Annotated in this window: 25 protein-coding genes; 22 read left to right on the top strand and 3 right to left on the bottom strand. The window is 44.2% G+C overall.

What is annotated here, in order from left to right:
- Positions 1-2: 2 nt before the first annotated feature.
- Positions 3-566 (bottom strand): NUDIX hydrolase, encoded by a 564-nt coding sequence (locus tag G511_RS0101330; RefSeq protein WP_028468004.1) that lies wholly within the window; start codon positions 564-566, stop codon positions 3-5.
- A 132-nt stretch (positions 567-698) separates the two neighbouring features.
- On the opposite strand from G511_RS0101330, the gene G511_RS0101335 reads away from it, so the two are divergent.
- Positions 699-1,295, top strand: coding sequence for a CoA pyrophosphatase (locus G511_RS0101335; protein WP_245573794.1), 597 nt, complete (start codon positions 699-701; stop codon positions 1,293-1,295).
- Positions 1,296-1,344: 49 nt separating this feature from the next.
- On the top strand, positions 1,345-1,530 hold the full coding sequence (locus G511_RS0101340) for a DUF1289 domain-containing protein (protein ID WP_028468006.1): 186 nt from the start codon (positions 1,345-1,347) through the stop codon (positions 1,528-1,530).
- Between the two features lie 60 nt (positions 1,531-1,590).
- Here G511_RS0101340 and G511_RS0101345 read toward each other — a convergent pair whose 3' ends face one another.
- Entirely contained in the window at positions 1,591-2,853 is a 1,263-nt protein-coding gene (locus G511_RS0101345; protein WP_028468007.1) for an HlyC/CorC family transporter, read from the bottom strand.
- A gap of 75 nt (positions 2,854-2,928) precedes the next feature.
- Positions 2,929-3,717: a cytochrome C assembly family protein gene (locus tag G511_RS0101350; RefSeq protein ID WP_028468008.1), complete on the bottom strand. Its 789-nt coding sequence runs from the start codon at positions 3,715-3,717 to the stop codon at positions 2,929-2,931.
- A gap of 188 nt (positions 3,718-3,905) precedes the next feature.
- On the opposite strand from G511_RS0101350, the gene ffh reads away from it, so the two are divergent.
- From ffh to parE, 20 genes are all read left to right on the top strand, one after another.
- On the top strand, positions 3,906-5,291 hold the full coding sequence (gene ffh / locus G511_RS0101355; RefSeq protein ID WP_028468009.1) for a signal recognition particle protein: 1,386 nt from the start codon (positions 3,906-3,908) through the stop codon (positions 5,289-5,291).
- A 155-nt stretch (positions 5,292-5,446) separates the two neighbouring features.
- Positions 5,447-5,698, top strand: coding sequence for a 30S ribosomal protein S16 (gene rpsP / locus G511_RS0101360; RefSeq protein ID WP_028468010.1), 252 nt, complete (start codon positions 5,447-5,449; stop codon positions 5,696-5,698).
- A gap of 26 nt (positions 5,699-5,724) precedes the next feature.
- On the top strand, positions 5,725-6,258 hold the full coding sequence (gene rimM / locus G511_RS0101365) for a ribosome maturation factor RimM (protein ID WP_028468011.1): 534 nt from the start codon (positions 5,725-5,727) through the stop codon (positions 6,256-6,258).
- 3 nt (positions 6,259-6,261) lie between these two features.
- On the top strand, positions 6,262-7,011 hold the full coding sequence (gene trmD / locus G511_RS0101370) for a tRNA (guanosine(37)-N1)-methyltransferase TrmD (RefSeq protein ID WP_028468012.1): 750 nt from the start codon (positions 6,262-6,264) through the stop codon (positions 7,009-7,011).
- Positions 7,012-7,027: 16 nt separating this feature from the next.
- A complete protein-coding gene (rplS, locus tag G511_RS0101375; RefSeq protein ID WP_028468013.1) occupies positions 7,028-7,384 on the top strand; it encodes a 50S ribosomal protein L19 in 357 nt (118 codons plus the stop codon).
- A gap of 138 nt (positions 7,385-7,522) precedes the next feature.
- Positions 7,523-8,881, top strand: coding sequence for a hypothetical protein (locus G511_RS0101380; protein ID WP_028468014.1), 1,359 nt, complete (start codon positions 7,523-7,525; stop codon positions 8,879-8,881).
- Between the two features lie 2 nt (positions 8,882-8,883).
- The gene (xerD, locus tag G511_RS0101385; protein WP_156905128.1) at positions 8,884-9,828 is read left to right on the top strand and encodes a site-specific tyrosine recombinase XerD; all 945 of its coding nucleotides are present in this window, start codon (positions 8,884-8,886) and stop codon (positions 9,826-9,828) included.
- A gap of 60 nt (positions 9,829-9,888) precedes the next feature.
- The gene (locus G511_RS0101390; protein WP_028468016.1) at positions 9,889-10,617 is read left to right on the top strand and encodes a DsbC family protein; all 729 of its coding nucleotides are present in this window, start codon (positions 9,889-9,891) and stop codon (positions 10,615-10,617) included.
- A 167-nt stretch (positions 10,618-10,784) separates the two neighbouring features.
- Positions 10,785-12,086: a homoserine dehydrogenase gene (locus tag G511_RS0101395; protein WP_028468017.1), complete on the top strand. Its 1,302-nt coding sequence runs from the start codon at positions 10,785-10,787 to the stop codon at positions 12,084-12,086.
- A gap of 11 nt (positions 12,087-12,097) precedes the next feature.
- Positions 12,098-13,495 carry a threonine synthase gene (gene thrC / locus G511_RS0101400; RefSeq protein WP_028468018.1) on the top strand — a complete coding sequence of 466 codons (1,398 nt, stop codon included), beginning with the start codon at positions 12,098-12,100 and terminating at the stop codon, positions 13,493-13,495.
- An 88-nt stretch (positions 13,496-13,583) separates the two neighbouring features.
- Complete coding sequence (gene recJ, locus G511_RS0101405) at positions 13,584-15,326, top strand: single-stranded-DNA-specific exonuclease RecJ (RefSeq protein WP_028468019.1); 1,743 nt, start codon at positions 13,584-13,586, stop codon at positions 15,324-15,326.
- Between the two features lie 12 nt (positions 15,327-15,338).
- On the top strand, positions 15,339-15,521 hold the full coding sequence (locus G511_RS0101410; RefSeq protein WP_028468020.1) for a hypothetical protein: 183 nt from the start codon (positions 15,339-15,341) through the stop codon (positions 15,519-15,521).
- Between the two features lie 56 nt (positions 15,522-15,577).
- Positions 15,578-16,441, top strand: a complete 864-nt coding sequence (gene nfo / locus G511_RS0101415; protein ID WP_028468021.1) for a deoxyribonuclease IV — start codon at positions 15,578-15,580, stop codon at positions 16,439-16,441.
- A gap of 58 nt (positions 16,442-16,499) precedes the next feature.
- On the top strand, positions 16,500-20,201 hold the full coding sequence (locus tag G511_RS23710; protein ID WP_051221395.1) for an EAL domain-containing protein: 3,702 nt from the start codon (positions 16,500-16,502) through the stop codon (positions 20,199-20,201).
- 55 nt (positions 20,202-20,256) lie between these two features.
- Complete coding sequence (locus tag G511_RS24280; RefSeq protein ID WP_156905129.1) at positions 20,257-20,430, top strand: hypothetical protein; 174 nt, start codon at positions 20,257-20,259, stop codon at positions 20,428-20,430.
- Positions 20,431-20,794: 364 nt separating this feature from the next.
- A complete protein-coding gene (locus tag G511_RS0101430; RefSeq protein WP_028468022.1) occupies positions 20,795-21,427 on the top strand; it encodes an NUDIX domain-containing protein in 633 nt (210 codons plus the stop codon).
- A complete protein-coding gene (locus G511_RS0101435) occupies positions 21,424-21,867 on the top strand; it encodes a DUF1249 domain-containing protein (protein ID WP_028468023.1) in 444 nt (147 codons plus the stop codon). The genes G511_RS0101430 and G511_RS0101435 overlap by 4 nt, the downstream gene beginning before the upstream one ends.
- A gap of 5 nt (positions 21,868-21,872) precedes the next feature.
- On the top strand, positions 21,873-22,628 hold the full coding sequence (locus tag G511_RS0101440; protein ID WP_169565701.1) for a metallophosphoesterase: 756 nt from the start codon (positions 21,873-21,875) through the stop codon (positions 22,626-22,628).
- A gap of 58 nt (positions 22,629-22,686) precedes the next feature.
- Positions 22,687-23,322 carry a YqiA/YcfP family alpha/beta fold hydrolase gene (locus G511_RS0101445; protein ID WP_028468025.1) on the top strand — a complete coding sequence of 212 codons (636 nt, stop codon included), beginning with the start codon at positions 22,687-22,689 and terminating at the stop codon, positions 23,320-23,322.
- A gap of 17 nt (positions 23,323-23,339) precedes the next feature.
- Positions 23,340-25,232, top strand: coding sequence for a DNA topoisomerase IV subunit B (gene parE / locus G511_RS0101450; RefSeq protein WP_028468026.1), 1,893 nt, complete (start codon positions 23,340-23,342; stop codon positions 25,230-25,232).
- The last annotated feature ends 2 nt before the right edge of the window (positions 25,233-25,234 follow it).

Consider the following 25,234-nt stretch of genomic DNA (forward strand, 5'->3'; position numbering starts at 1 on the left):
GCTTAGTCCTGCAGTTTAATTAGTTGTTTTAGTGGTGCTTCTAGAACGACATTGTGCAATGGGAACTTTCCAGCTTTATAGTCCTCAATATAAAATGTCAGCGCATTTTTGATGGTTTGAAAAGCTAATTGATCCCATGGGATCTCATCAAAGCTGAATAGTTGGACATCAAGCGACTCGATGCCACTTGAAAACTCAAGCGTTGGTAATTCTGCAAGAAATAACATCTGCACTTGGCTAGCATGTACTATGGAGGTAAGCGTGTAGAGGCTGATGATGTTGACCTCTGCGTTTGCTTCTTCGCAGGTTTCGCGAAGAGCGGCGGTTTCAACTGATTCGTTATTTTCCATATAGCCGGCAGGCAAGGTCCAGTAGCCTCTCCTTGGTTCGATAGCGCGCTTACATAGTAGTATTTTATTTTTCTGATACACAGGAAGGCAGCCAGCAACAATATTTGGGTTGCTGTAGTGAGTTGTTTGACAAAAGTGACAGTTGTGACGAGGCCGATTATCGCCTTCTGGTGTGTAATAAGAAACTTTGTTACCGCATTCGCTACAGTATTTCATGCTATCTCCCTGTTCATACTATAGTGTAGAAGTGAATACTCATCGTATTCAATAGTGCTAAGAATAATATGTGACCGCGTTTCTCTTATTGATGTCGGCGCAGTAGCATATAGTGAGGGGTTTTAAGAAAAAATGATGTTAGATCAGTTACGACAGCGGTTAAGTTGTTATCGGGCTCGCCGTTTTGACAGTCAGGAGTCTCAAGCAAGTGTTTTGATAGCACTTACTGATAGTCATGATCCTCATGTGATTTTGACAAAGCGCGCTGCTGGGCTATCCACTCACGGTGGAGAGATTGCTTTTCCTGGTGGGCGTCATGACCTAACAGATCCTGACCTGCTATTCACCGCGTTGCGTGAAGCTAATGAAGAGGTTGGCTTGCAAGCTGAAGATGTAGAGATACTAGCGCCGTTAGGGCAAGTAATGTCTAAGCACCGCTTACAAGTTACGCCTTGGGTGGGCATTGTGCCGTCAACAGTACAGTTAACGCCGAGCCCGGATGAGATCGATAGCATATTTACAGTGCCATTGCGTTTCTTCTTAGATGATGAACGTCACCATACTGACGAGATTCGTTTTAAAGGAATGACGCATTTTGTGCCGGCATATGAGTATGATGGTCATATTATTTGGGGGCTGACGGCCTATATGTTGATAGAGATGCTGAATATAGGTTTTGATGCAAAAATACCCATGAAGCCCCGTCCAGAGCATTCTTATAAATGCTAATGTGTGAATGGGCTAGAAATAACGTTATTGCTAAAGAGTGTTTATTAAAATGACAGAACAAATTAGTCCGGTACGCAGTCCATGCATGGGTGTTTGTGCCTTAGATGAGAACGACTTATGCATTGCATGTCGGCGCAGTGGTATGGAAATTGCCGAATGGGGTGTGCTGACGAATGATCAGCGCCGAGAAGTGATTGAGAAAATTGAGAGGCGATATCAGGGGGAGATTTGCTAAGGCAGTAACAACAAGCTTTTATGGAGCATGATGTTACGCCTTATAAAAGAACCCCCTGCTTTAATCTACCTTAAGTGCTATTAAGCGGGCAGTAGTTATCAAGTTGTCTGTCATCTGTAGTGTTTCTATACGGTAATCACCAATATCTAGGCATACATTAGCGTCAGGAATAGACTCTAACGTTTCAATAATTAAACCATTGAGAGTTTTAGGGCCGTCAGTGGGAAGCTCCCAAGAAAGTGCTTTGTTGATGTCCCGGATAAATGCAGAGGCTTCTATAAAGTAACTACCATCGTCTTGCCTATGGATATCTGCATTCTCTTCCCGGTGATCCGCTGATAGCTCACCTACTATCTCTTCTAAAATATCTTCAAGCGTGGCTATACCTAAAACATCACCGTATTCATCAACTACAAGCCCTATGCGGCGGTTCTCTTTTTGAAAGTTTAAAAGCTGAGTCTGCAGTGGTGTGCTTTCAGGAATGAAGTAAGGTTCGTGTACAACCTGAAGAATGGATGCTTTGGTTACTTTTCCTTGCTGGATTATTTGCGCTAAATTACGCATGTGTAAAATGCCAACTACTTTATTGATATCGCCGTTATAAACGGGTAATCGCGTGTGATTGGTTGTGGATAAGCGGTCGAGGATTGAATTAAGCTCAAGGTCGAGATCGATACCTTGAATATCATTTTTAGTGATCATGATGTCATCAACAGTCACATCATTTAATTCAAGAACACCTAGGAGCATGGATTGCTTACGGTGCGGCAATAAAGCTCCTGCTTCATGTACTAGCGTTCTTAGCTCTTCTGTGCTGAGGTTATGATCACTATTACCATCAGGGTTAATGCCCAAAATTTTTAATAAGCTATTGGTAATGCCGTTAACTACCCATACGAGTGGGTAGGTCAGGGTAAGTAATGGCGTTAAAATGTAAGCGGCAGGAAAGGCAATTTTTTCAGGATAGAGTGCTGCCATAGTTTTTGGCGAAACTTCAGCAAAAATAAGGATGATAATAGTTAGGGCTGCTGTAGCAATGACAATACCTGCATCTCCCCATAGGCGCACGGCAATAACCGTAGCGATGGCGGACGCTAAAATATTAACGAAGTTATTACCAATGAGAATAACGCCGATTAACCGGTCGGGACGCTCTAATAATTTATTGGCTTTTCGTGCGCCACGATGGTTTTGTTTGACGAGATGTTTTAGTCGATATCGATTGAGAGACATCATGCCTGTTTCTGAGCTGGAAAAAAAAGCAGAGCAGAAAATCAGGAAGCAAAGAACTCCTAAAAGAAAACCTATTGATGCGTCTTCCAAAACTATCGCCTAACGTTACTAATTGGAGGTACATTTTCAGTGCGCACTGAAGGTGTGTCAAGATGTTGCTGTCGTCTAAAAGTCAATAATGTCTAGAACGAGTTTTGATCCAAAGAAACTAAGCATCAGTATGAAAAACCCACTGACTGTCCATCTGACAGCTCGGTGACTGCGCCAGCCCCGCATAGAGCGCCCCCACAGTAAAATTGCATAAAGGATCCATGCGATTATCGACAATATAGTTTTATGTACTAAATGTTGTGAAAATAAGTCATCTAAGAAGATAAAACCGGTCACAAGCGATGCGGTTAGCAAAATCATTCCTATCCAAATCATTTCAAACAGTAGTCGTTCCATTGTTTGCAGTGGTGGAAGAGAGGCGACTAGTCCGCGAGTGTGATGTTGTTTTAGGGCTAGATCTTGCTTGGATAACAAAAATGCTTGGAAAGTGGCAACAGTGAAAATGCTATAGGAAAGGATCGATAGCAATATATGGATGATTAGTCCGCCCTGATAAATCTTAGCTACGCCTAAATTTGGCCCCCACACTGAGAGCGCTGCGGTTAATGCCGCCATAGGCAATACGCCGATAAAAAGGTTTTCAATGGGTTGTCTTAGGCTACTGATAATAACGACAGCAGCTACAAGCCAACCAATTAATGAGCCTGCAATAAAGAAACCAAGATTTATACCGTCAGGCTGATGAAGAACGCTATAAACAGAGAAAGTATGCACAATAGCGCCGGCACCTGCGATGGCTTTAATCATTGCAGATGAACTGGTTTGTTGTTTAAGCAGCTTAAATTGCAAAATGGCTGCTATTAGATACAGAAATACCGCTATTAATGTAGATAGGGTGAGCATCTTTTTCTCCTAAAGATGAGTAGTTTGGCATAAATGTGCGGTGGTTGAAATATGGGGGTGTGGCCTTGAACGTCACTAGGCTATAATGTCGCCAAAGTTTTAAGAATTTCAGGGTTTAATCTTATTCGAAGTTTTACTTTGAGAATGAATATTCATCTAAATAAGGTTGGATCCTTGTAGAGGCAACTATGTTTGAGAATCTGTCAGAACGATTAACGAAGACGCTGCGCGCGGTTACCGGGCAGGCAAAGCTTACAGAAGATAATATCAAGGATACCTTGCGCGAAGTGCGTATGGCGTTACTTGAAGCCGATGTTGCATTGCCTGTTGTTAAAGAATTTGTAAATGCTGTTAAAGAGCGTGCAGTCGGACAGGAAGTTTCTAAAAGTCTGACGCCAGGGCAAGTCTTCGTCAAAATTGTGAATGATGAGCTTGTGCGGGTCATGGGAGAAGCCAATGAAGGCTTGGACCTAGCGGCGGTTCCACCTGCTGTTGTATTAATGGCTGGTCTTCAGGGTGCGGGTAAAACCACTTCTATTGCGAAACTGTCTTTATTATTAAAAGATCGTGAGAAGAAAAAAGTATTGGTAGTCTCTGCTGACGTATATCGTCCTGCAGCTATTAAGCAGCTAGAAATGCTGGCGGGTGAGGTGGGTGTTGATTTTTATCCATCATCTGCCGATCAGGACCCGATCGCTATTGCTGAAGCGGCTGTTCAGCACGCTAAGATTCAGCATTATGATGTGCTGCTGGTAGATACTGCTGGTCGTTTACATGTCGATAACGACATGATGGATGAAATTAAGCGTCTGCACAGTGCTATTAATCCAGTAGAAACCTTGTTCGTTGTCGATGCAATGACAGGTCAGGATGCAGCCAATACCGCACGCTCATTTAATGAAGTGCTGCCTTTGACGGGAGTCATTCTAACTAAAGCTGATGGTGATGCGCGTGGTGGTGCGGCGCTATCAGTACGCCATATTACGGGTAAACCTATTAAGTTTATCGGTATGGGCGAAAAAATTGATGCGCTAGAGCCATTTCACCCAGATCGTCTTGCATCACGGATTTTAGGTATGGGTGATGTGCTTTCTCTAATAGAGGAAGCTGAGCGTAAAATTGATAAAGATAAAGCGGAGAAGTTCGCAGCTAAGATCAAAAAGGGTAAAGGTTTTGATCTAGAAGATTTCCGTGAGCAGCTACAGCAGATGAAAAACATGGGCGGCATGATGGGTATGCTCGATAAAATGCCTGGCATGGGGCAGTTGGCTCAAGCTGCAGATGCGAGTAAAGCTGAGAAAGGCATGGGGCAGATGGAGGTTATCATCAACTCTATGACTCGTGGCGAGCGTCGCAATCCAGATATTATCAGTGGCTCTCGGAAAAAGCGTATCGCGATGGGGTCTGGCACTCAGATCCAAGATGTTAACCGCTTGCTTAAACAGCATAAGCAAATGTCGAAGATGATGAAGAAGTTCTCTGGCAAAGGCGGTATGACAAAAATGATGCGCGGCATGAAAGGAATGTTGCCACCTGGTATGGGCGGTGGCCCCGGTGGTATGCCTCGGATGTAATTCCGTGTAAAGAATAAAATAGATTTGCTTTCCAATAGGGGTGCTTTCGCGTAGAATGCGCCCCTTGATTTATTTTGGCTCGACTGAAAATTAATTTGGTCGGAACTGCAACGCTGGGCGATATCAAAACCCACGCAATATAAAGGGATTAACGTATGGTTACTATTCGTTTGTCACGCGGCGGCGCTAAAAAGCGTCCTTTCTATCAACTAACTGTAGCTGATTCACGCAATGCGCGCGATGGTCGCTTTATTGAGCGTATCGGTTTCTTTAATCCGTCAGCTCGCGGCCAAGAAGAGCGTCTTCGCTTGGATATGGAACGTGTTGAATACTGGACTGGTAAAGGCGCACAGTTGTCTGAGCGTGTTGCACAGCTAGTAAAAGAAGCTAAAAAAGCTGCACAGTAATTTTTATATAGTAGCTGGATAGGTCAATGAGCCGAAATACGAATAACGAATTTACTGTAATCGGCCAGATAACCTCGGTTTATGGTGTGAAAGGGTGGGTGAAAGTCTTCTCTCATACCGAACCGATGGATAGCATCCTGACTTATTCACCGTGGATGATCAAAGAAAATGGTCAGTGGAAGCCTCTTAAAGTAGAGACGGCCAAAAAACACGGTAAAGGCTTTATAGCCAAGTTGGACGGTATTACTGATCGTGATGTTGCTCGCAAATTTTGCGGTATGGATATTGCGATTGAATCTTCTCTTCTTCCTGATTTGGAAGAAGGTGAGTACTACTGGAGCCAGCTGGAAAATCTGACAGTTTATACACTTTCTGGCGAATTGCTGGGGCGTGTGAGTCATCTGATGGAAACCGGTGCTAACGATGTCATTATCGTTAAAGGTGATGCAGAAAGTATTGATCGCCGTGAGCGATTAATTCCTTACCTGCCCGATCAGGTGATAAAAGAAATTGACCTGGAGTCAGGTACGATGCGGATCGATTGGGATCCGGAGTTCTAAACCATGTGGTTTGGCGTTATTACGTTATTTCCTGAAATGTTCGATGCTGTAAGTCGGTATGGTGTGACAGGAAGAGCAGTTCGTAATGAGTTGATGTCTATTGAGTGTTGGAGTCCTAGAGACTTTGCTCACGATAAGCATAGCACTGTGGATGACCGGCCTTATGGTGGTGGTCCGGGGATGCTGATGAAAGTCCAGCCGTTACGTGATGCGATCCATGCTGCCAAGGCAGTAGCAGGAGAGGGGGTTAAAGTTATTTATCTCTCGCCTCAAGGTCGCAAGCTAGATCACAAAGGTGTGCAGGAGCTAGTTTCCTGTGAGAAATTGATTTTAGTAGCTGGGCGCTATGAAGGTATCGATGAGCGATTAATAGGCTCAGAGATTGATGAAGAGTGGTCGCTGGGAGATTTTGTTCTCAGTGGAGGTGAATTGCCTGCAATGACCATGATTGACGCAGTCTCCCGATTAGTTCCCGGGGTGTTAGGGCATCAAGACTCAGCTGAAGAAGATTCTTTTGTTGAGGGGTTGTTAGATTGTCCTCACTATACGCGACCAGAATCAATTGAAGGACAGCATGTACCTGATGTGTTGTTAAGTGGTAACCATGAGAATATCAGGCGCTGGCGTCTGAAGCAGCAGTTAGGCAGAACTTGGCAACGCCGATCTGACCTGCTGGAAAAACTCGAGTTGACTACTGAGCAGCAGGCGTTGTTAACCGATTATATCCATGAGACCAATGCGTCTGATGGTTGAATATTAGGAGCGAGCGATGAGCAGCAAAAACTTAATCATTCAGCAGATTGAAGCTGAACAGATGACAAAAGAAATACCAACTTTCTCACCTGGTGACACAGTAGTGGTACAGGTTCGAGTAGTTGAAGGTACACGTAGCCGTTTGCAGGCATTTGAAGGTGTAGTTATCGGTAAGCGTAACCGCGGTCTGAACTCTGCATTCACAGTACGTAAAATTTCTCACGGTGTGGGTGTTGAGCGTACTTTCCAGACTTACAGTGCTGTTGTTGAAGAGATTATTCTGAAACGTCGCGGTGATGTTCGTCAGGCTAAAATCTACTACTTGCGTGAGCGCAGTGGTAAATCTGCACGTATCAAGGAAAAACTCGGCTGAGTTAAACCTGATTCGCTGCTATAGAAAAAAGGTGACCTTATGGTCACCTTTTTTTGTTATGTGATTAGTAAATTGCAGCAAAGATCACTAGAATTATTAAAATACTGTTTTTTTTGTAGGGCATGGATGAGGTTGTAGATGCGGCGTTGGCTGAAGTGGTTATTGGTACCGTTAGTTCTCATGCTCTTGGTAGCAGGAGTTCAGGGGTATTATTGGTACCAGGTGAAGTCTGATATTGATAGTTTAGTTGCATCAATCAGACCTTTCGCTAAAGTTGAGTATGACGGTATTTCGGCTGCTTTTCTTGGCGAAATTGCTCTTGAAAATATTACGATTCAGCCAAACTCCTATAAAGAAAAAATTTCAATTCAGCGTGTATCGCTAACATCATCTTCGCGTGCTTTTTTTATAACAGCGCATGAGCAGCTGCGTACGGGTGTGTTGAGTGATCCTGTCTCTCTCGATTTGACGGGCGTAAGCTATGATCTGAATGCTGATTACGCCAAACGTTTAGTTCTTTCCTCATCTGATTCAAAAAGTAGCTCCTTGGATACTCTGGTGTGCGGTGATACGCACTCCATTGATAGAGCTGCATTACTGGCGATGGGGTATCGCTTTCTTCGGGGTGACTTGAGTTTGTTGCTTGAGTCTTCTGCTAATAAAAAGCTTATGAAGGTACGTTTGGGGTCTGAATTTGCGCAGCTTATTAAAGCTGAGATGAATCTTTGGTTGGCTTTGAGGCAAGGAGGGACGCTTAGGCGAGATGATTTAGCGAAAACGGCTATCCAAATGTTTGGCATGACGGTTAGTGATTTGGGGTATAACCAGCGCTGGAAAGCTTTCTGTGCTCAGCAAGAAGGCGGGGCTGTAGAGGGTTACTTAGAGCGTTATCAGGCTGCGTTGACCCAGAATTTGGGAGGTGGCGCTGCACAGTACGAGGGTGAGCGTTTACTTGGAGCTTTAGTGAGTGCGCGCAGCAATCGCTCTATTGTGGCTGTGCGTCTTGAGCCGGCTGTTCCGCTTGATTTGGGGCAGTTAGCTAGCCCTGGTGGGGCTGATTCTTTGTTTTCCAGTGCGGAGCTTGCGTTACAGGTGAACGGCAAGGTGCTTGAGCTGATGGACGCTGAATGGCAGGTGATGCGTGAGCTATTTGGTGGGAATGTGCGCAGGGCTGCCTTGGCGGTAATGGAAAATAAAAAGGCTATCGTTATACGGGAAAAGGCACCAGAAGTAGCGCCCATGAAAGAAATTATTCCTGGTGTTATGCCGATACGCCCTCCAGAAGTTAAAAAGTCATTTGTAGCAACCCCTGTTAATGAGCTGGCTGGTTATGTTGGCAGTGCGGTTAAGCTAAGAACTTTTTTTGGTCGTGAGATAGAGGGAGCTTTAGTTGATGTGAATGCCAATGCTATCAGTATTCGTCATCAGGTTGAGCAGGGGCGTGCCACCTTTCCTGTAGCAAAAGATAAAATCGCTTTTATTGAAGTGTATCGCTAACCATGTCGGTAGCGCTTGTGGGAGGAGATAAACGCTTTACGAGTCGAATTCCGCACAGTGATGATGTGAAGCTGATTAGACAGTTTATTGATGCAATGTGGTTAGAAGAGGGGTTAAGTAAGAACACTCAGTCGTCTTATCAGCGTGATCTTTCTATTTTTGCCTGTTGGTTAAACGATCTTAAGGGGCGGTTGGTGGGTGCTGATGCGCTAATCGTTCGAAAATATCTATTATGGCGAGTGGAGCAACAGCTCTCGCCAGCGTCCACCTCTCGTTTTCTTTCCTCGGCGCGTCGTTTTTTTAGATACCTGTTACGTGAAGCCCTTATTAGTGAAGACCCTATGTTACTCATCGCCCTGCCTAAGAAGGGGCGCTCCCTGCCTAAAACGCTAAGCGAAGGAGATGTTGAGTGTATTTTGAATTCTCCGGATGTTGATAGTGTTCTTGGTTTGAGAGATCGGGCGATGTTAGAGACCTTGTATGCATCAGGCTTAAGGGTTTCAGAGTTGATTTCCTTAGAATTGGGGCAGATCAATTTAGAGTTGGGTGTAATTAGGGTTGTGGGTAAGGGGGCAAAAGAGCGGCTTGTCCCTTTGGGAGACGAGGCTGTTCGTTGGATAAAAGAATTTTTGCGCTGCGCTCGTGATGAGTTGTTGCAAGATACTACCGATGAAATGCTTTTTCCTAGTCTGCGTGGCCGAATTATGACACGCCAAACTTTTTGGTATCGGATAAAACGCTATGCGCAAGAGTCTGGTGTTGATAAGGCGATTTCTCCTCATGTGCTTAGGCATGCGTTCGCAACTCATTTGCTTAATCATGGTGCGGACTTGCGGGTAGTGCAGATGATGCTAGGGCATAGTGACTTATCTTCTACGCAAATATATACCCACGTGGCGCAGCAGCGTTTACAATCGCTGCACCAACAGCATCACCCTAGAGGTTAATTGAACTTTAAGCGCTTGATTTAATCAGATTATTATCATTACCCGGATATTGAGGAACGTATGCGAATTAAAACGTTAATGGCAGGTGCGCTGTTACTAGCTAGTACGATGGTTGTGGCTGAAGATACAAAAGATATCATCATTAAACAGTTGCAAAAAATTGATCAGCGTATCCCTGTGGTTTCTGTTAAAGAAGCTCAATTGGCCGGTATGTATGAGGTTGAGTTAGGATCAGGAGAGGTTATTTTCTCTGATGCCAAAGGTGAGTACTTCTTATTAGGGCAGCTGTATCAGTTGTCGGATGAGAAAGGTTTTGTGAATCTATCCGAAGCAAAAATGAATACTCAGCGTGCCGCTCAATTACAAGCCATTCCCAGTGCTGAGAAAGTAGTATTTAAAGCAAAGGATGTGGAAAAGGCATCTGTTTATATTTTTACCGATGTTGATTGTCCGTATTGCCGTAAATTGCACAACGAAGTGCCGAAGCTTCAGGCAATGGGTGTGAGTGTTGAATATTTAGCATTTCCTCGACAGGGCCCTAATACTGCGACTTTCAAAAAAATGACTAATATTTGGTGTGCTGAAGATAAAGTTGATGCAATGACGCGCTCTAAGCAGGGCAAGTCGCTCAAAAACCTTGAGTGTGAAAACCCGGTCTTGGCTCAGTATGAGGTTGGACAAAAAGTGGGAGTTACCGGTACACCGGCTATAATCACGAAAGATGGTCAGTTGATTCCAGGCTATATGCCGGCTGAACGTTTGGCTGCGATGTTGGGAATTAAACCTTAATACCTAATTTACGTTAAAAAGGAGCCGGGTGCTCCTTTTTTTATTGCTGTTTATCCTGTGTCGAATAGAGTCTGGAAGAGTTATTCGCTATACTATTTCCCCATTTTTGTTCGTTAATTCAGCTTGCGCTTGGCTTGCGATTGACTAGTAAACTGCGAGGTATTGGTTTGAAACCGGTAAAAGTTGGAATATGTGGTCTAGGTACTGTTGGTAGCGGTACGTTTAATGTCCTGCATCGCAATGCAGATGAAATTTCTCGTAGAGCTGGGCGTCGTATTACGGTTGAGCAGATTGGTTCGCGTCGAGACAACCCAGGGTGTGACACAAAAGGCACCCAGGTTACTCGTGATATTTTTGATATAGCGACTAATCCAGAAATTGATATCGTTGTTGAATTAATCGGTGGTTATGACATCGCGCGTGAACTCGTGATGACGGCAATCGAAAACGGCAAGCATGTTGTTACTGCAAACAAAGCGTTGATTGCTGTACACGGAAATGAAATTTTCGAAGCGGCCCAGCGTCACAATGTGATGGTGGCATTTGAAGCTTCTGTTGCCGGTGGCATTCCTGTTATTAAAGCCATTCGTGAAGGCTTATCAGCTAACAATATAGAATGGTTGGCAGGCATCATTAATGGCACCGGTAACTTTATCCTCACAGAAATGCGTGATAAAGGTCGCGATTTCGCTGATGTTTTAGCTGAAGCTCAAGCGCTAGGTTATGCTGAAGCTGATCCAACATTTGACGTTGAGGGTATTGATGCAGCGCACAAGCTGACAATTCTTGCTTCTATCGCTTTTGGTATTCCGCTGCAGTTTGATAAGGCGTATACCGAAGGCATTAGTGCGATTACACCAGCCGATGTTGAATATGCAGAAGAGCTTGGTTATCGCATTAAGCACCTAGGTATCAGCCGTCGCACTGAGCATGGGATTGAGTTACGTGTTCACCCTACAATGATTCCTACATCTACCTTACTTGCTAATGTAAATGGCGTAATGAATGCTGTGTTGGTTGATGGTGATGCTGTCGGTCAGACATTATATTACGGAGCGGGTGCGGGCGCTGAGCCAACGGCTTCTGCTGTTGTTGCCGATATTGTTGACGTGGTACGCACGCTAACAGCAGACCGTGATAACCGTGTTCCTCATTTGGCGTTCCAGCCATCTGAATTGTCAGATCTGCCAATTTTGCCGATGAGTGATACTGAAACTGGATTTTATCTACGCCTGCAGGCCGCAGAAAAACCAGGTGTTTTAGCAAGTATTACTAAAATCCTAGGTGATAACGGCATTAACATTGAAGCAATTGTGCAGAAAGAAACAGCCGAAGAACAAGTGCCGGTGATTCTGTTAACGCAGCGTGTTCAAGAACAAAAGATGAATGAAGCGATTACAGCCATTGAAGCGCTGGATGACATTATTGGCCAAGTAACGCGGATACGTGTTGAGCATCTTCAAGGTTAAGGAGACTAAACGTGAAATATATTTCTACACGTGGGCAAGCGCCTGCACTTAACTTTGAAGAAGTTCTATTAGCAGGCTTGGCAAGTGATGGTGGCTTGTATGTGCCAGAGAATTTACCTACTTTTAGTCAAGAAGAGATCGCTAGCTGGGCAGGGCTCTCTTATGCCGAGTTAGCGTTCAAAATCATCGCTCCTTTTGTGAGCGATTGCATCGATGATACTGATCTAAAGCAGATGATTGATGAGACGTATGAAGGTTTTAATCATTCAGCTGTTGCTCCTTTAAAAGAGTTAGGCACAAATGAGTGGGTGTTGGAACTATTTCATGGTCCAACCTTAGCTTTCAAAGATTTTGCTCTACAGTTGCTAGGTCGTTTAATGGACCATGTATTGGTGAAGCGTAATGAGCACTTAGTGATCATGGGCGCTACATCGGGTGATACCGGATCAGCTGCGATTGAAGGTTGTCGTCACTCTAAGCATGTGGATATCTTTATTCTACATCCGCATAACCGTGTCTCTGAGGTTCAGCGCCGCCAGATGACCACTATTCTGGATGAGAATGTACATAACATCTCATTAGAAGGTAACTTTGACGATTGCCAAGAGATGGTTAAGGCAAGCTTTGCAGACCAGAGTTTCCTTAAAGGGATGAAGTTGGGCGCGGTTAACTCGATTAACTGGGCGCGTATTATGGCTCAGATCGTTTATTACTTCTCAGCTTCTTTGGCTGTGGGTGGTCCGCATCGTCCCGTAGCATTCTCAGTACCTACCGGAAACTTTGGTGACATCTTTGCCGGTTATCTTGCGAAGAAAATGGGTTTGCCTATCACTCAGTTAGTGGTAGCAACCAACCATAATGATATTCTGCATCGTGCTATTTCTAACAACGATATGTCTAAGAGTGAGCTGGTGCATACCTTGTCACCCTCTATGGATATTATGGTCTCATCTAACTTTGAGCGTATGTTGTTTGATATCTATGACCGTGACGGCGCTGCTATTGATGATTTGATGAAGCGTTTTAAAACTGAATCAGTACAGCTGGATGCTTCGCGTTGGAATACGATGCGTGAGTTATTTGATAGCTGTGCGGTTGATGATGAAACGACATGTCAGACTATTGCTGATGTGCATGCCGAGACAGGTTATCTTCTTGATCCACATACGGCTATTGCAGTGAAAGCAGGCCGTGAATGTAACCGTGATGCCGCCGTACCAATGATTGTATTGGCAACAGCCCATCCAGTGAAGTTTCCTGATGCTGTACTAAAGGCTAATCTCGAATCTCCTGATTTGCCTGTTCATATGGAAGGTTTGTTTGAACGTGAAGAGAAGCTGACAGTCCTGGATAATGATATCTCTGTTGTGCAGCGCTTTATTGCAGAACATGTACATTCTGAGTCATAACGGCTGCTACTTTTAGCTGTTGTAGTTTGCTAGTTGAAAGGTCCGATATTAATCGGGCCTTTTTTGTTTTCTGATAAAAGGAGAGAGTGTGAAACACGTAACCATTCATCGTCGTGGTGTGCCTAATGAGCACTCTCCTATATTTAAGGAAGTACCTAGCGCTTTGGCACGTATTTATGCTGCCAGAGGTATTCAAAGTCAAAAGCAGTTGGGTCGTAATTTAAAAGAATTACTTCCAGATACTCAAATGAAAGGGATGGATGCTGCTGTCTCCCGCCTGCTACAGGCAGTCAAAGCCAATGAGTCGATCATGATTGTTGGTGATTTTGATTGTGATGGAGCGACTAGTACAGCGGTTGCTGTATTGGGGTTGCGAATGATGGGGGCGAGTAATATTGATTACCTAGTACCGAACCGTTTTGAGTATGGCTATGGCTTAAGTCCAGAGATTGTTGATGTTGCTTTTACTCAATCACCACAGCTATTAGTCACGGTCGATAATGGCATATCGAGTGTGGAAGGTGTGGCGCGTGCCAATCAACTAGGTATGGATGTTGTGGTAACGGATCATCACTTGGCTGGGCATGTTATTCCGCAGGCTGTGGCGATTGTTAATCCTAATCAGCCGGGATGTAGCTTTGAAGCAAAATCGACTTGTGGTGTTGGCGTTATATTTTATGTGTTGATCGCACTAAGGCGTGCACTTCAGGCTGAAAATTGGTTTGAGGAAAATAGTATTCCAGCACCTAATTTGGCATCGTTACTTGATCTTGTTGCGCTGGGCACTGTCGCTGATGTTGTGGCGTTAGAACACAACAACCGAACATTGGTATATCAGGGATTACAGCGTATTCGCGCAGGGTGCGCACGGCCCGGCTTACTGGCATTAATAGAGATAGCAGGTCGGCGTAAAGAGCGTTTAGTCGCCAGTGATCTTGGCTTTGCTGTAGCGCCGCGTTTGAATGCGGCGGGTCGCCTCGAAGATATGTCGATCGGTATTGAATGCTTGTTAGCGGATGACCCAGAATATGCGCGTGAATTGGCGCAAACGTTAGATCAGCTCAATCTAGATAGGCGTGCGATAGAGCAAGATATGCAGCAACAAGCATTAAGCTGGTTGGATGAAATGCATTTTGATATTGATACACTGCCGTATGGCGTGTGTTTGTACGATGAAGGCTGGCATCAGGGTGTTGTTGGTATTTTGGCTTCGCGGATAAAAGATCGTACTAATCGACCCGTAATTGCATTCGCGCCTGGTGAAAATGGAGAGATAAAGGGCTCGGCTCGTTCCATTCCTGGCTTGCATATTCGTGATGCGCTTGATCAAATTGCTAGTAGGTTCCCTGAGCTAATTAGCAAATTTGGAGGCCATGCGATGGCTGCAGGCTTGACGATTGCGGCTACAGGATTGGAGCGGTTCCGAGATGTCTTTGATGAGGTTGTTCGAGAGCAGCTCTCTAAAGAAGATTTAGAGCAACGGTTAGAGACCGACGGGGCCTTGCAAGCTACAGACATGACACTTGCATTAGCTGACAATATTAGAGAAGCCGGACCATGGGGGCACCAGTTTCCTGAGCCTTTGTTTGATGGTGTCTTTAGAGTATTACAGCAAAGAATTGTGGGGCAGCGCCACCTGAAAATAGTATTGATGGAGCGCTCTTCTGGTTTAGCTCTTGATGGTATTCAGTTTAATACGGATTTAGCAGTATGGCCTGACGACAAGATTAATAGTGTTCGTGCTGTATATAAATTAGATGTAAATGAGTTCAGGGGACAGCAATCAGTTCAGTTAATGATTGAGTATCTGGAACCTGTTGTAGAAGATTAAGAGGAAAATTTAATGAATGATTTAACATTAACTGAGTTAGCTACCTTGATTGCTGTTTTTGAGCGCGCCGTTGTAGCAGACCAAGATAAAGATGAGCAAGAGATGTTTGAGCGCATAAAACTGGCTCATGCAGAAAGGCTAGAGTTGGAAAGCATGGACTTTGATGATTGCCTTGGCGGCGCTTGCAAACTATAAAAGCTGTGTTTATAGAATCGAGTTATCTATATGAGTACCAATAACCGGGTAAGAATGTGGCTGAATTAAAACCTTATTATATAGGTGCTCATGTTAGTGCTGCTGGAGGCGTTGAAAATGCGCCTCTGAATGCCAAAAAATTGGGTGCTAATGCGTTTGCTTTTTTTACTAAAAATCAGCGCCGCTGGGAAGCAAAACCATTGGCGGCAAGAAGCATCTCTTTATTTAAAGAGCGTTGCCAACAGTTGGGCTTCACTTCAGAGCAAATATTGCCGCATGACAGTTATTTGATCAACTTAGGCCACCCTGAAGCAGAGGCTTTAGAGAAGTCTCGGGTAGCGTTTGTGGATGAAATACAGCGTTGCCAGCAATTAGGGCTAAAATATCTGAATTTTCATCCGGGTAGTCATTTGCGTGTGCTTTCAGAGGCGCAGTGTCTAGATAGAGTATCGGAATCTATCAACTTTGCATTGTCAGAAACGGATGATGTTATTGTCGTAATAGAAACAACGGCAGGGCAAGGAAGTAATCTGGGTTATGATTTTTCGCAATTAGCGCAGATTATTGATGGGGTTTATGATAAGCAGCGGGTCGGTGTATGTATTGATACCTGCCACATTTTTGCAGCGGGCTACCCATTAAATACTTATGCCGAATGTCAAGACACTTTTAAGGAGTTTGCTGAGACAGTTGGTTTTGAATACTTATGTGGTATGCACTTAAACGATTCAAAAGTTGCGCTAGGGGCACGTGTCGACCGTCACCATAGTCTTGGGCTGGGCGAGATAGGGCTCGAAGTCTTTAAGTTTATCATGCGGGATGAGCGCTTTAGGGGAGTCCCTCTTGTACTGGAAACAATTGATGAAACCGTGTGGGCTGAGGAGATTCAGATGCTAAGACGTTTTAGTGTTCATCAATAGCAGTTCTTAAAATAGGGGCTATACTTATTTCAACTTAAGTTTATAGTGCCGAATTATCATGCCGCTAAAAAATCTTGCCAAAACAATGCGTTGGCAGTTTTCTTTGGTTTTCTTCTTTTTGTTGATAAATATATCAACGCCTGTGAAAGCCGATTATAGCTATGCTCCAACCGTATTGGTGATAAATTCTTATCATCAAGGCTTTGCATGGTCTGATGGTATTTATTCGGGTTTTAAAAAAGTAATAGATGACGCTGGTTTTCCTATCGATTTACACGTTGAATATTTAGATACTAAGCGTTTTTCAAGCAAAACAATGTTCCCCTTAGCTGCCGCAATGATGGCAGAAAAAAATGCCAATAGTTTTGATGCTATTGTGGTGACTGATAACAATGCATTAAGTTTTCTAATGAAATACCGGCAATCTCATTTTGCTGAAATTCCTGCTGTGTTTGTAGGTGTGAATTCATACTCGAAAGACTTAATCGGTAATGATCAGTTAATTACTGGTATTGCTGAAACCACCTCCCCTGATGCTAACTATCAACTGCTAATGTCGTTACATCCTGATATGACAGAAATCGTCTTGTTAAGTGATGCCACTCCGACAGGGTTAGCGGAGCAGCAGCGTTTTGTGCAAGCCGCTCAACCATATACGTCTAAGTTTTCCGTGCGATCAATTAGCGACTGGACCTTGGATGAATTAAAGCAGCAATTATCAGCGTTAAAACCTGGCGCTATTGTCTTTCGGTTACCATTACATAGAGATAAAGAAGGTCTTTCTATGACCTTAAAAGAGAGTGTCAGTATTCTATTAGAGAATACTCCCGTTCCTATTTACTCGGCATGGGATACCGCTATTGCAGAAGGTATCGTGGGTGGTTATGTGGCGACCTCTGCCTTACAAGGTGAAGTTGCTGCCCAATATCTATTAGAAATCTTAGATGGTAAGTCTGTAGCCGAGTTGCCCGTTATACTTGAAAGCCCAATTGAGTCCGTCTTTAATGGTGTTTCAGTGCAGAGGTACGCTATAGATAAAAAAAGTATCCCTAAAGACAGCGTTATTCTAAACCCAGTGAGAACCACTGAGTTATCTGACTATTTAATTATCCCTATTGTCTTTTTGTTAGTGGTTTTGAGTGGTTTTATCTTTCAGTGGCGTAGGAAAAAGAATGAGCTTTCGCTTTTGAATGATGAGTTTGAGCATGTGGTTGATGAAACATTGTTGCTCAGAACGTTAATGAACTCGAACCCTGATCATATTTATGCCAAAGGATTGGATGGCCGCTATTTGGACTGCAATCATGCATTTGCAGAGTTTATAGGGCAGCCGCGTGAGAAGGTGATAGGAAAGCGTGTAGAGGACTTCTTTACAACAGAGAATGTTAATTTATCTAATGAGCAAGATGCGCAGGTTTTTTCTAAAGATGAGGTGACCTGTAAAGAGATCTGGGTGCGTGGGAGCTCCGGTGCTGATCAATTGATTGAGTGTGTCAAAACACCTCTTAAAAACTTTGACGGTAAGGTTATTGGGTTGTTGGCTGTGAATAGGGATATTACAAGTCGGCACTTTGAAAATGCTTTGCAAAAACAAAATATGCGGGTGTTGGATATGTTGATCCGCGGAGCCTCCTTGAACAATATTTTTTCTGAAATTGTGAAAGGAATTGAAGATGTTTATTCCAATAGTTTATGCTCTATCCTCTTGCTTGATAAAGAAAAAAAACATCTATTGAGTGGCGCCGCTCCGAACTTGCCTGATTTCTATAGTGATGCAGTTAATGGATTAGCCATTGGTGTAGGAGTAGGCGCTTGCGGCACAGCGGCAAGTACAGGTGAGCGCGTTGTTAGTGCGGATATTAAAAATGATCCTTATTGGGCAGATTTTAAAGATCTTGCAGCTAAAGCGGGTTTGGCTGCGTGTTGGTCTCAACCTGTTTTTGGATCTTCACACGAAATATTAGGCACTTTTGCTATTTACCATCGTTATCCACATCAACCTAATAATGATCATATCTCGATGATGGAGCAGGCTTCTCAACTAGTGAGTTTGGCGTTGGAGCGAAAGCAGGTTGAAGGTGACTTGCAGAAGTTGTCTCGTGCTGTCGAGCAAAGCCCAACGATGGTTTTGATTACGGATGAGAGTGGGAAAATAGAATATGTTAATGAAGAGTTTACTGAGGTGACAGGGTACTCTTTGAATGAAGTTAGAGGGGATACACCTGGTATCTTAAATGCTGGTGAAACGGCCCCTGAGTTTTATAAAGAGATGTGGGAAGTCATACTATCGGGACATGATTGGCATGGTGAAATTCGTAATAAAACTAAATCAGGCCAGCCTTATTGGTCAATGCTATCCATTTCACCAATTTTAGATGAAGCACATAAAATCACTCACTTTATAGGTGTTAGTGAAGATATATCGGCACAGAAAAAGACATTAGAGCAGATAGAGCAGCTCGCATTTTACGACCCACTTACCTTGTTGGGAAACCGGCGCCTGTTTAAAGAGCAGCTGGATGTAGAGCTGAAAAAAGCAAAACGAAACGCCTCAATATTTGCGCTGTTCTATTTGGATTTAGATAACTTTAAACAGATCAACGACACCTTAGGGCATGATGCAGGTGATGGTTTGCTGCAATCGATTGCGGATAGGTTAAGAGGCACACTACGCCAGTCAGATTTGATTGCTCGTATTGGGGGAGATGAGTTTACTGTATTGTTGCCTGATGTGAGCGGACCTACTGAGGTTGCATCAGTAGCGAATAAGTTGCTACAAGCGATTAGTCAGCCAGTACTCCTCGGGAGTAGCGAGGTGAAAGCCACGGTTAGCTTGGGTATTACTATGGTGCCTACTGATGGTGATGATTGGGCTGTGTTGATGAAAAACGCAGATCTTGCAATGTACCAAGCTAAACATAAAGGCCGTAATAATTTTCAATTTTTCACTCATGAAATGAATGATGAGGTTGTTAATCGAGCCAGCATGGAGCAAGAGCTGCGTAATGCACTAAAAAATAAAGAGTTTTGCATCGATTATCAGCCGCAATGGACCATTCTTAAAGAATTGCAGCCAGTTTGTCTTGAGGCATTAGTGCGCTGGAATCACCCCGAAAAAGGTCGTATATCTCCTGGTGAATTTATTCCGGTGGCGGAAGAGCTTGGGTTAATTGTTGAGCTAGGCGAGTGGGTTTTAAACGAAGCGTGTAGCCAAGGGCGTTTGCTGGTGGACGCTGGCTACCCCATTCGTATGGCCGTGAATCTGTCAATGCGTCAATTTTTTGATCCTGAACTACTTAATAAAATTAAACAGGCTCTAGAGTTGAATGACTTTCCTGCGTCATTGCTTGAACTAGAGATAACTGAGTCCATGATTATGGAAGAGGTTGATGTGGTAGTGGATACTCTTCATCAGATCAAGCTCTTGGGCGTTTCGTTATCGATTGATGACTTTGGTACGGGTTACTCATCATTAAGTTACTTGAAGCGTTTGCCTTTTGATCACTTGAAAGTCGATGGTTCTTTTGTTCGTGATATCCCTCAAGATAAAAGTGATATGGAAATCACCTCCGCGGTTATTGCTATGGCCCACAAGCTGGGTTTAAAGGTAATTGCAGAAGGGATAGAGACACATGAGCAGATGGCTTTTTTAAGAGAAAATGGTTGTGAAATGGGACAAGGTTTTTTGCTCGCCCGCCCGGCACCGTTGGATGACATCATGAAGTATCTTGATGTCGAAATGGATTCATTGGACGATTAACTTCATCGTTTTGTTATCAGCCTTGCTATGATTATATCTTGGCGTTCTTGTCACCGTGATTCTTAAACAGTCCTCTGTATTGCAACTGCCATTTTCTGACGATGAGCCGTTGCTGAGTTTAATACTCGAAATGGATGAAATAACGACCTTTTTCCAGCTGATATTTGATTTACACAATGGCGATCTTATTGGGCATGAAGTGCTCTCAGAAGTCCTGAAGGTGCTCTGATGATAAGCTACTTAAGATGGCTATTGCCTATGAAAGGCTGCATGAGCTGGAGTTGTTGTGCCGAGAAAAGTTGTTGCAACAATAGCGAGCGGGTGGGACTAAGCATGCACCTAGCTTAAGATCGGGGGAGGGGGGGGAGCGTTCTGGCATACCCTCGTTCTAGTGCTTTATTTACATGATGTGTTTAATTCACTTTACAAAACTTGTCGCTTCTTAGAGGCTAGCATTAATACGTTATTTGGGCCTTCAGTACTAATCAGACTATACTGACGTAAAGTTCATACCCCTGCTGTTATTTTTATTTTTGCGAAGATCGATTGAATCTAATGCCCTGTGTTCTATTCATTTTAATGGAGAGTAGTTAATGAGCAAGCATTGGAACCCTGCATTTAGCGCTGCTGATTTTGAGATAGAAGAAGACACAGTTATCTGTGAGAGCTTTTATCAGATGCGAGAAGTAAAGCTACGCCATCAGCGCTTTGAGGGCGGGAAGATAGAGCTGACTAGAGACCTCTTTTGGAGGCCTGATGCAGTGTGTGTGCTGCTTTATGATCCTACTCATGATGTTGTGGTTTTGATTGAACAATTTCGTATCGGTACTATCGACCACCCTCGAAGTCCGTGGTTGCTTGAGCTTGTTGCAGGTCTTGTTGAGCCTGAAGAAACCATTGAAGACGTCGCGCGGCGGGAGAGCCTTGAGGAAGCCGGAGCGACGATATCTCAACTTGAGCATATCAGCCGGTTTACTCCAAGCCCTGGTGGAGCCAGAGAGTATGTTGATCTGTACTGCGGCTGTGTAAATAGTGATGGCTTAGGCGGTGTTCATGGCTTAGAAGGTGAGGGAGAAGATATTAAAGTGCACTTGTTCCCTGTAGATACTGCGATAGCGATGCTGAAAACGGGTGATGTTGATAATGCGGCTGCGATTATCGCAATACAGTGGTTGCAGCTAAATCACACAACGATAAAAGAAAAGTGGAGCGTTGACACGGTATGAAACGTAAGTATGTGCCTGATCTAACGCGGCAAATGGCCATCTGTGAGGTGAACTATGCCCGTTTGAATAAACTGATGCCTGACTTAGAAGAGTGCGATATGCGCGAATTTAGCTTGGTTTGTGGAGAGCATCAGACACAGATACGGATTGAAGTTGAAGAGCGTTTTGTTTACACCACAACCTTACAAATTTCACAGCAAGACGCTAGTGGCTCATCATGGTTAGAATCACCGGCGCTAGTTGTTAGGCTTTACCATGATGCCAATATGGCAGAAGTCATCTGTTTGAAGCGTCGCCGCCAACTGTCAGGAGTTTACCCATACCCTAACCGTGAAATGCATCAGCCTGATGAAAAAGTGCAATTGAATAACTACTTGGGCGAATGGCTCAGCCATTGCCAGCAGCATGGTCAGTTTATCGAACCTATTTTTACTAACTGATGAGTATGCTACGTATTATTCAAGTCACCGATTGCCATCTACAGGCGAGTAAAGGTGATCTATTCAAAGAGGAAAATCCGGAGCAGCGTCTACTTGCTGTTCTGGAAGATGTGAAAGCAAACCATCCTTGTCCTGAACTTTTACTACTGACGGGTGACCTAGCTCATCACGGTTACAGTACTGCCTATAATCGATTACAGTCTTATACAAAGGATATGGCCGCCGCTATACGTTGGATTCCGGGCAACCATGATGATGCAGGTAAAATGCTGGAATACCAAAGCCTTTCAGGAAAGGTTGTGGTAGAAGGAGCGTGGTGCGTCATTTTATTGGATTCTACTTCGGAGCCTGATGGTGTTGGCGGCGGTGCGCTTAGCAGTGCCCAGCTGTCTTGGTTAGATGAGGTTGTAGCTGAGTATCCTAACCATTACTTGCTTATTGGAATGCACCACCCGCCGGTTAAAGTGGGCAGCCGTTGGCAAGATGCCATTATGTTGGCTAATGCAGGGGCTTTTTGGGCGCATGTGTCTGCGTATGACAAACTCAAGTTAGTGCTATGTGGGCACCTTCATCAAGAACATCAAATAGATCATACAGGTGTTAGCGTTTTGGTAGCGCCGGCAACGGCTCCGCAGTTTGCAGTAGGTACCGAAGCTCCGCTTGTCGAATCAGATAAGTTTCTATCTTTGCCTGGCTACAGGGTTCTTGATCTGTTTGATGATGGCGGGTTTGAGACAATCGTTAAGCGAGTATCCCTCTGAGCTTGCATCCCATTGAAACCTTAGGTAACTTCTCTTAAACACTGTAAGGATAACCAGTATGTTGTCGCCGTTATTTATCTATGTGCATGGTTTTAATAGCTCGCCGGATTCAGTAAAAGCGCGTTTATTTGGGGATTTTCTTAAAGCCAATAACAAAGGTGCCGATATTGGTGATTACGCTGTGCCAGCATTATCACATTGGCCGGAAGAAGCGATAAAACAGCTAGAAGCATTGATAACCGAAAACTCGCAACGTCCGGTTATATTAATTGGCAGCTCATTAGGTGGGTTTTATAGCCTATGGTTAACAGAGCGTTATAAAAACTGCACGACAGTACTGGTGAACCCAGCGATCTATCCTTATCATTTGTTAGCTGAGTGGCTAGGGGATAATGAAAATCTATATACGCATGAGCGCTATACGTTAACGCGGGAACATTTAACCCAGCTAGAAGCTTTGGCTGTGGATAAGGTGACAGATTCTCAGCGTTATTTATTATTGACGCAAACAGCGGATGAAACGTTGGATTATCGTGAAGCGGTTGATTTTTTTGATAAATCACCAGCGTTTATTCAGACCGGTGGTAGCCATGGTTTCGATCAATTTGAAAAGTTGATTCCTGCAATCATCAGCTTTTCCCAGGGGCAGCTAGCGTTACCAGAAGCGACCCCTTTACCTTCTTTTATAGAGTGACAGGAAACAATAAATAGATGTCGACGCAATATACAGCTGATTCGATAGAAGTCTTAAGTGGGCTGGACCCGGTTAAACGACGTCCAGGTATGTATACAGAGACTGACCGTCCTAACCATCTAGCACAAGAAGTTATTGATAACTCAGTCGATGAGGCTTTGGCAGGACATGCTAAGCAGATCGATGTAGTAATGCATAAAGATGGATTCTTGTCGGTCAGTGATGACGGGCGCGGTATGCCTGTTGACTTGCACCCTGAAGAGGGCGTCAGTGGAGTTGAACTGATCCTCACTCGCTTGCATGCAGGCGGTAAGTTTAATAATGACAACTACAACTATTCCGGTGGTTTGCACGGTGTGGGTGTCTCTGTTGTTAATGCGTTGTCTAAGCTGCTTGAAGTACAGATTAAGCGCGATGCTAAAGTGTATAAAATAGGCTTCGCTGATGGCTTTAAAGTCTCTGAACTGGAAGTGATTGATACCTGTGGTAAGCGTAATACGGGGACTACCGTTCGATTTTTAGCGGACCCTCAGTATTTTGACTCACCTAAATACAGCGTCTCTCATCTTAAGCATAATTTGCGCGCTAAAGCTGTTCTTTGCCCTGGATTAAAAGTTACTTTTACGGATCAAAGCAGCGGTAAAAACGAAAAGCAAGAGTGGTATTACGAAGACGGACTTAGTGCATATCTTCGTGGAACAACGCAGGTATTTGAAACCATCCCTGAAGAGCCTTTTGTTGGTTCCTTGCAGGGAGAAGAAGACGCTGTAGAGTGGGCCGTACAATGGTTGCCCGAAGGAGGAGAGTTAACCTGTGAAAGCTTTGTTAACCTCATTCCAACGGTGCAAGGCGGTACACATGTTAATGGGTTTAGAACCGGCTTGCTTGAAGCGATGCGTGAGTTTTGTGAATTCCGTAACTTGTTACCGCGAGGCGTCAAATTAACGGCTGATGATATTTGGGAGCGCTGTGCTTTTATCCTCTCTGCAAAAATGCGCGACCCTCAATTCTCAGGCCAAACTAAAGAGCGACTCTCCTCACGCCATATTGCTGCCTTTATCTCTGGATCTGCTAAGGATGCTTTTTCACTGTGGCTAAACAGCCATGTTGAGGAGGGAGAGAAGTTAGCAGAAAGCGTCATTGCTAATGCCCAGAAACGTTTACGCTCTAGTAAAAAAGTAGTGCGTAAGAAGATTACTCAAGGCCCAGCACTTCCCGGTAAACTGGCAGACTGTGCCGGATCAGAAACAATGCGTTCTGAGTTGTTTCTAGTGGAAGGTGATTCTGCTGGTGGTTCTGCTAAACAAGCGCGTGATCGTCAATTTCAGGCAATTATGCCGCTACGCGGGAAAATTCTGAATACGTGGGAAGTTGATTCCGGAGAGATTCTGTCGTCACAGGAAATTCACGATATTTCAGTGGCAGTGGGCGTTGAGCCGGGCTCGGATAACTTGGAGGGTTTGCGTTACGGAAAGATCTGCGTGTTAGCAGATGCTGATTCTGATGGTGCACATATAGCAACTCTGATTTGCGCGCTGTTTTTACGCCACTTTAAGCCCTTGGTAGATGCCGGGCACGTTTATGTTGCTATGCCGCCCTTATATCGTATTGATGCAGCCAAGGATGTGTTTTATGCATTGGATGACGCTGAAAAGAATGGCATCGTTGAGCGCATACGTGCCGAACGTAAAAACGTAAAAATTAATGTTCAGCGATTCAAAGGTCTAGGGGAGATGAATCCCCTGCAATTACGTGAAACAACAATGGATCCAGACACACGGCGTTTAGTTCAGCTTACGATTGACGCGGAAGATAATGCGCATGAGATGCTGGATATGTTGTTAGCTAAAAAGCGCGCCGCTGATCGTAAAAGTTGGTTGGAAAGTAAGGGTAACCTGGCTCAACAGTAGTC

Origin of the sequence: Neptunomonas japonica DSM 18939 (assembly GCF_000422765.1) — a bacterium.
GTDB lineage: Bacteria > Pseudomonadota > Gammaproteobacteria > Pseudomonadales > Balneatricaceae > Neptunomonas > Neptunomonas japonica.